The sequence below is a fragment of the Staphylococcus sp. EG-SA-2 genome (genome assembly GCF_017152085.1).
Window position 1 is genome coordinate 1 of record NZ_JACYHC010000165.1, and the last position, 8207, is coordinate 8207.

Here is an 8207-nt window from a genome sequence, read left to right on the forward strand (position 1 = left end):
GGAATTAAAATATTGCCATCGATAAAACCGCAACGAATGACTTCTAAAATACGACCATCAATAATTGCGCTTGTGTCGATAATTTTTGGCGTAGCACTTTTAGTATGTTGTGACATGGAACGCGCTATATTCTCAGGTAAAAACATTAACATTTCATCTCGTTTTTTAAGGCCAAATTGGAAACCGAAATAACATAGTAATATCGTAATTATGACAGGAATGAAATGATTAAAAATAGAGTTACCAATTGATTCTAATATAAACGACACCATAACAGAAATAAGTAATCCGATTATTAAACCTATTGTTGCGAATAGTATTTCAACAGCACTTCTACGCATAATAAAATGTTCTAAACCTTTTATAGCGTTAGTAACTCGTCTAATAAATACACCAAAAATTAAGAACATAAAAATACTACCGATAATGCCATCTACATAGTGATTTTTTAAAAAGCTGGAGTTTTGTAATCCAAGATCATTTGCAATTTCAGGAATAATAATTATTCCTAATGCGCTCCCAATAATTAAGTAAATAATAATAACCATTAGTTTAACGATATTCACACAATGTCCTCCTTTCTTGATGTTTTATGAATGAAGAGCAAATGACAATGCTTCATGTACAGTAGTTACACCTATTACTTGTATACCTTCAGGATATGTCCATCCGCCTATATTATTTTTAGGAATAATTACACGTTTGAAACCTAGTTTTGCAGCCTCTTGCACGCGTTGTTCTATCCGAGATACACGACGTACCTCACCCGTTAAACCAACTTCTCCAATATAGCAATCTAATCCGTCGACAGCTTTATCTTTAAAGCTAGATGCAGTTGCTACAATTACACTTAAATCAACTGCTGGCTCCGTTAACTTTACACCGCCAGCTACTTTGATATAAGCATCTTGTTGTTGTAATAGATAATTTTCTTTCTTTTCCAAAACAGCCATCAACAAACTTAATCGATTATGATCAATCCCTGTTGCCATTCGTCTCGGATTGTTAAAAGTCGTTGGAGTTACCAGCGCTTGAACTTCTATTAAAAGTGGTCTGGTTCCCTCCATGGTTGCAACAATTGTTGAACCTGGAACATTTGTTGAACGTTCTTCTAAAAACATTTCAGATGGATTATTTACACCTTTTAATCCACTTTGCTTCATTTCGAAGATTCCCATTTCATTCGTTGAACCAAAACGGTTTTTAACAGCTCGCAAAATTCGATATGCGTGGTGTTCATCGCCTTCAAAATAAAGCACAGTATCAACCATGTGTTCTAGCAATCTTGGGCCAGCAATTTGACCTTCTTTCGTTACATGACCCACTATAAAAGTTGCAATGTTCATTTGTTTAGCAATATTCATTAAACTTTGTGTACTTTCACGAACTTGTGAAACAGAACCTGGCGCAGAGCTGATTTCAGGATGATATATTGTTTGAATCGAATCCACTACTAATAAATCAGGTTGTTCTTCTTTTACTGTTTGATAAATAACTTCAAGATCTGTTTCAGCTAATACTTGCAATTCACTTGAATCTTCATCTAATCGCTCTGCACGTAATTTAGTCTGACTAAGCGATTCTTCTCCAGTAATATATAGTACTTTTTTCTTTTGAGATAACGATGCACAAATTTGTAAAAGTAACGTTGACTTACCAATACCTGGATCCCCACCAATAAGTACTAACGATCCGCTCACAATACCTCCACCTAATACACGGTTGAATTCTGCTGAATCTGTTAACACTCTCGGCGTTGTTTCATGTTTAATACTATTTAATTTTTGTACTTTGCCTGCTAATTCCTTGGTTTTAACTCCATGTTTAGGATTGGCTGCTTTTTCAACAATTTCCTCCATTTGATTCCAAGCGCCACAATTAGGACATTTCCCCATCCATTTAGGAGATTGATAACCACAAGCCATACATTCAAAAATCACTTTTTTCTTGGCCAAAATTGCACCTCCACTTTCCTTTGAACAAATCTATTTTAAACGCACATTCCCATTATGACAAATTAAATGTGAGTTACATTTGTTTGTATTTTAACATGACTACTAACGCAAACTGTTTTACCAGATTTATTTTTTATGAATATTATAAAATAAACTTACATCATGTTGATAGTCGGTATCTTTCAAAGATAAAATCTTAATAATTTCTTAGTAAACTCTTTTCTCTAGATTTATCACAATATTATATAGACCTATTTTATTTTGACGTAAGTTGCTAGTATCTTCAAACAAAAAACCTTTATAAAAATTCATACCTTTATGCTATCGCTGTAGGCTCATTAACTTGTTACATATAATTCTTAACTATCCTTTGATGATTGTTTTATTAGATTGTTTCGTTGATGGATACTTTCACGAATTTCTATAGTTCAATGCTACTAAAAAAACAGCCCAAAACTTTAATTTGTTTTGGACTGTTTTATAATTATGCTTGCGATGGTGTTTTAGTTTCTGAAGTTTGTTCAGCAATGTCATATTTAAACTCTTTACCATCATGATCTACTGTAACTTTCTTACCTTCAATTTGATTACCATCTAATATTAATTCACTTAAATTATCTTCGATAGTTTTTTGTATCGCTCTAATTAATGGTCTTGCACCATATTCTGGATCATATCCTTCTTCTGCGATTTTGTCTTTCGCTTTATCAGTAACAATAATATTTATGTTTTGTTCAGATAATCGATTTGTTAATTTATTAACCATCATTGTTACAATTTCTTTTAATTCTTCTTTTGTTAGTTTATGGAATACAATGATATCATCTACACGGTTTAAAAATTCTGGACGGAATGAATTTTTTAATTCTTTTAACATCGTTTTTCGAATTGTTTCATAATCTTGTCCATCACTTGAACCACCGAATCCAGCAAATCGTTGATCTTGTAATTCTTGTGCCCCAACGTTTGATGTCATTATGATAATTGTATTTCTGAAATCAACTGTACGTCCTTTTGTATCTGTCAAATGTCCATCATCTAAAACTTGTAATAGAATATTAAATACATCTGGATGAGCTTTTTCAATTTCATCAAATAAAATTACAGAATATGGTTTACGTCTAACTTTTTCAGTTAATTGTCCACCATCATCATGACCAACATATCCTGGAGGAGCACCAACTAATCGGCTCACTGCGTGTTTTTCCATAAATTCACTCATGTCTACACGGATCATCGCATCATCATCGCCAAACATTGATTCAGCTAAAGCTCTAGCTAATTCAGTTTTACCAACACCAGTTGGTCCAAGGAAGATAAAGCTACCAATTGGTCGTTTAGGATCTTTTAACCCTGCACGGGCACGTCTAACCGCTTTACTGATTGAATTAACAGCATCTTTTTGCCCAATAACTCTCTCATGTAATGTATCTTCTAGACTAAGAAGTTTTTCAGATTCTGTTTCATTGATTTTAGTTAATGGGATACCTGTCCATCCTGCAATAACTTCAGCAATATCTTCTTCTGACAATGAAGTTGACATGCCATTTTGTGCATTCTTCCATTCATTTTTAGCTTCTTCATATTGCTTTTCAAGTTTTGTTTGTTTATCACGCAGGTTAGCAGCATTTTCAAACTCTTGAGCATGTACTGCAGCATCTTTTTCATTTTTAACTTTTTCAATTTCTTGTTCAATTTCTTTTAAATTATTAGGTGTCGTATGACTCTTAAGTCTTACTTTAGAACTTGCTTCATCAATTAAATCAATTGCTTTATCTGGTAAGAAACGATCTGAAACGTATCTGTTACTTAATTTAACAGCTGCTTCAATAGCTTCGTCTGAAATATTAATACGATGGTGTGCTTCGTAACGATCTCTTAATCCTTTTAAAATAGCAACTGTATCTACTACTGAAGGTTCATCAACTTGTACAGGTTGGAAACGACGTTCTAAAGCCGCGTCTTTTTCAATATTTTTGCGATATTCATCTAATGTAGTAGCACCAATACATTGTAATTCACCACGTGCTAATGCCGGTTTCAAAATATTCGAAGCATCGATAGCACCTTCAGCACCACCAGCACCAACTAAAGTATGCAACTCATCAATAAATAGGATGACATTACCTGCTTGTTGGATTTCTTCCATAACCTTTTTCAGACGCTCTTCAAATTCACCACGATATTTAGTACCTGCAACTACTGTTCCCATATCTAAAGACATAACACGCTTATCTTTTAATGTCTCTGGTACCTCATTATTCACTATGGCTTGCGCTAAACCTTCAGCAATAGCAGTTTTACCAACACCTGGCTCTCCAATAAGTACAGGATTGTTTTTCGTACGTCTACTTAATACTTCAATTACACGTGTAATTTCTTTATCACGTCCTATAACAGGATCTAATGTACCGTCTTTGGCAATGACTGTTAAGTCACGAGCTAAACTATCTAAAGTTGGAGTATTATTTGACTTACTAGCTTGTGCATTTTTATTACTCATTTCAGGGTTTCCTAAAGCTTTCACAACTTGTGCACGTGCTTTAGTAATATTTAAATCTAGATTTGCAAAAACTCTTGCTGCAACACCTTCATTTTCACGAATCAAGCCTAATAAAATATGTTCCGTTCCAACAAAATTGTGATGTAATTTTCTAGCTTCATCCATCGATAATTCAATGACTTTTTTAGCTCTAGGTGTATAATGCAATGTACCAACATGATCTTGACCATGTCCGATTAATTTTTCAACTTCTTCAATTACTTTATCTTCAGTGATATTAAAACTTTCTAATACTTTTGCAGCAATTCCTTCAGGTTCTTTCATTAACCCCAATAATAGGTGTTCTGTTCCTATATTTGAATGATTTAAACGAATTGCTTCTTCTTGTGCATGTGCTAATACGCGCTGTGCACGTTCAGTTAATCTACCAAATAACATAAATAATGACCTCCTACTTTATATGTTCTCTTAGTATATCTGCTCGTTTTTCTTTTACAGATTTGTCATCTTCTTCATCTAATAAAAATGGTGACTGTATAGCTACCATCAATTCATTAAATTTAAAGTTTTGTAATTCAATGTAATTTAAATCTATACCAAGTTTAACTTCGCTTAATCTATAAGAAGCCTCTTCCATAGTTATCATTCTACAGTTTTGTAAAATACCTAGCGAGCGAAAAACACGGTCTTGTGTTTCTAATTGATTATAAGTGTCTAACTTTTGTCGTATTTGTTTTTCATCATGAATGATTTGATTAACAACTTCTGTTAATGTTTCTATGATTTCTAACTCAGATTTACCAAGTGTAAGTTGGTTGGATACTTGATAAGTATGTCCATAAACTTGCGAACCTTCACCGTAAATACCTCTGATTGTATATCCAAAACGATTAATGGTTTGAGCAATCCGTGTCATTCTTTTCATAATAGATAGACCTGGTAAATGTAGCATCACGCTTGCTCTCATACCAGTACCTATATTGGTAGGACATGTAGTTAAATAACCAAGTTGTTCATCATAACTTATATCAAGGCTTCGATCTAATTCATCATCAATTGATGAAGCTTGATTATATAAAGCCTGTAATGTCGTGTCAGTTCCCATAGCTTGAATACGAATATGGTCCTCTTCATTTATCATGACACTTAAAGATTCATCATCATTCACTAATACTGCGGCTGCTGGTTGTTTTATTAGTTCAGGACTAATCAAATGCTTTGCAACCATTTTCATTTTACTTTGTTGATCCATTTGATCAAGACGCATTAATTCAAAATTTGGCAAGGCATCTTGTACCTCATTTATAACTCTAAATCCATCATTTTCAGTAGCATACATTAGTGGATGCACATGATTTTCTAAATTACGCGCTAACCGAATTCTAGAAGACATAACAATTGGTGTTTCTTCATTACTTTTCATCCATTGGCTGATATTATCATGAATATTATGCGTCATCATGTTGCACCTCACTCTCAGCTTTTAGTGCTTTAATTTCATCTCTAACAATGGCTGCTTCCTCAAAATCTTGGATTTCAATAAGTTTTTTCAAATATTCATTCTTTTCTTCGATTTTTCGCTTTAAAGCTATCTTTTTATGTGAAGAATGTGGTGTCTTTCCAACGTGCTCAAATTGTCCACCTTGAACTCTGCGGACGATATCAATGATGTCATCTTTAAATGTTGCATAACAATTAGCACACCCAAATTTACCAACATGTGCAATATCTTTCAAAGTCATATGACATGATGGGCAACGTTTTTCTTCTTTAAACGCTACTTCTTGAAAATTAATGCCATGTTTCGTAGCTAAATGTTGTAAAATTTGCTTAACAACAAATGCTTCTTCGAAATTATCTTGATGTTCTTGATATTCAGGCTGTTCATTAGCTTGATTCCACGGATGGTGCCCCTCAGCACAAGTTTGACACACCATTTTTTCTTCTGTTTTATTTTTACTTGTAACTTTAACTTTTAATTCCGCTTCATTAAGTTGACAATTTTCACAAAGCACTTCAACACCTCATTTCATTTAGTAATAATTTATAACTGGTAACAAACGTTTTAAAATATTTGCTCTAATAATATCTCTAGAAACCATATCCATTGATAGCGTTTCTCTATCAATAACTGCTTGAATCATTTTAGCTTCACGTTCATTTATTAACATTTTATCTAAAAGCCCATCAATAATATAATAAGCTTGTTGTTGAGAAATAGAAGGTCCAATCAGCTGAAGCAAATGATTAATATAACCTGTTGCATCTTTATTTTCAATTTTAGTGATTCGGATGTAACCACCACCACCACGTTTACTTTCGATTTCATAACCATGTTCATTAGTGAATCGTGTTTTGATTACATAATTTAATTGTGATGGTACACAATCAAAACGCTGTGCGATATTCGCTCTCTGAATTTCAACGACATCTTCATTCGACTCTTCAAATAAACGTTTGATGTATTGTTCTATGATGTCAGACATATTGTGCATGTATATCACCCCTTTTTGACCTTCTTTGACTATATTATATGACCTATTTTGACCTTTTTCAATTAATTTGTTTTTATATTTTCAAAAATTTATGATGTTAGCCCTTCCATTTTATTGTATGATAGATTGTAGAAAAAACTAAAGGAATGAGAAATATATGCATATTCTAATTGGGATTATCGGAATTATCTTCTTTTTAGCACTTGCGTTTCTATTTAGCTCAGACAGGAAAAATATTCGCTGGAAATATGTAGGAATTTTACTTGCAATTCAGCTTATCTTTGCATTTATCTTGCTTAAAACTACAATGGGAATCAAGGTTATTGGTGGTATTTCAAACGGTTTTAACTACTTATTATTAAAAGCAGCAGATGGTGTTAACTTTGTATTCGGTGGTATTCAATATATCGATCCTAAGCAACCACCATTCTTCTTCAGTGTATTATTACCTATCGTATTTATTTCAGCGATTATCGGTATCCTTCAATACACAAAGATTTTACCTTTAATCATTAATGTTTTAGGATTCTTAATTTCTAAAATTAATGGTATGGGACGTTTAGAATCATACAATGCAGTTGCTGCAGCAATTTTAGGACAATCTGAAGTATTTATTTCAATTAAAAAACAATTACCATACATACCTAAGCAACGTTTATACACATTAACAGCTTCAGCAATGTCGACTGTTTCTGCTTCAATTATCGGTGCATACTTTACCTTAATTGAACCTAAATATGTTGTAACGGCTGTTGTCTTAAACTTATTTGGTGGTTTCATCATCGCTTCAATTATTAACCCTTATAAAGTTAATGAAGAAGATGACAAATTATTAGTTGAAGAAACTGAAGAAAGACAACAATCATTCTTCGAAATGCTAGGAGAATATATTTTAGATGGATTTAAAGTAGCTGTCATTGTAGGTGCAATGTTAATCGGATACATTGCCATTATCGCTCTATTAAATGGAATTGTAAGCAATATCTTTAGTACAGTTTCAGGTGGCGCTATTTCTTGGGATTTCCAAACATTAATTGGTTTTGTCTTTGCACCATTTGCATTCTTAGTCGGTGTGCCATGGCAAGATGCAGTTCAAGCCGGTTCAGTTATGGCGACAAAACTATTATCTAACGAATTTGTAGCAATGCAAGCACTTGGTAAACTTAGTGATTTATCTGAACACGCAAAAGGTGTTACATCTGTATTCTTAGTATCATTTGCTAACTTTAGCTCTATTGGTATTATTTCAGGTGC

The 8207-nt window shown here is 33.1% G+C and carries 6 protein-coding genes and 1 pseudogene; 1 reads left to right on the forward strand and 6 read right to left on the reverse strand.

The window, feature by feature from the left end; all coding sequences use genetic code 11:
• The 6 genes and pseudogenes from IDG60_RS01540 to IDG60_RS01565 all read right to left on the reverse strand — a co-directional run.
• Positions 1-566 (reverse strand): annotated as a pseudogene (locus IDG60_RS01540) (PIN/TRAM domain-containing protein); the annotation flags it as partial.
• 24 nt (positions 567-590) lie between these two features.
• The gene (gene radA / locus IDG60_RS01545) at positions 591-1955 is read right to left on the reverse strand and encodes a DNA repair protein RadA (RefSeq protein ID WP_001085219.1); all 1365 of its coding nucleotides are present in this window, start codon (positions 1953-1955) and stop codon (positions 591-593) included.
• Between the two features lie 484 nt (positions 1956-2439).
• Complete coding sequence (locus tag IDG60_RS01550; protein ID WP_000897132.1) at positions 2440-4896, reverse strand: ATP-dependent Clp protease ATP-binding subunit; 2457 nt, start codon at positions 4894-4896, stop codon at positions 2440-2442.
• 13 nt (positions 4897-4909) lie between these two features.
• Positions 4910-5917 (reverse strand): protein arginine kinase, encoded by a 1008-nt coding sequence (locus IDG60_RS01555; RefSeq protein ID WP_000149502.1) that lies wholly within the window; start codon positions 5915-5917, stop codon positions 4910-4912.
• On the reverse strand, positions 5907-6473 hold the full coding sequence (locus IDG60_RS01560) for a UvrB/UvrC motif-containing protein (protein WP_000882069.1): 567 nt from the start codon (positions 6471-6473) through the stop codon (positions 5907-5909). Before IDG60_RS01560 ends, IDG60_RS01555 begins: the two co-directional genes overlap by 11 nt.
• Positions 6474-6491: 18 nt before the next feature.
• The gene (locus tag IDG60_RS01565) at positions 6492-6953 is read right to left on the reverse strand and encodes a CtsR family transcriptional regulator (protein ID WP_000551762.1); all 462 of its coding nucleotides are present in this window, start codon (positions 6951-6953) and stop codon (positions 6492-6494) included.
• Positions 6954-7110: 157 nt separating this feature from the next.
• On the opposite strand from IDG60_RS01565, the gene IDG60_RS01570 reads away from it, so the two are divergent.
• A partial coding sequence (locus IDG60_RS01570; RefSeq protein ID WP_206160412.1) for a NupC/NupG family nucleoside CNT transporter occupies positions 7111-8207 on the forward strand: 1097 nt, incomplete at its 3' end.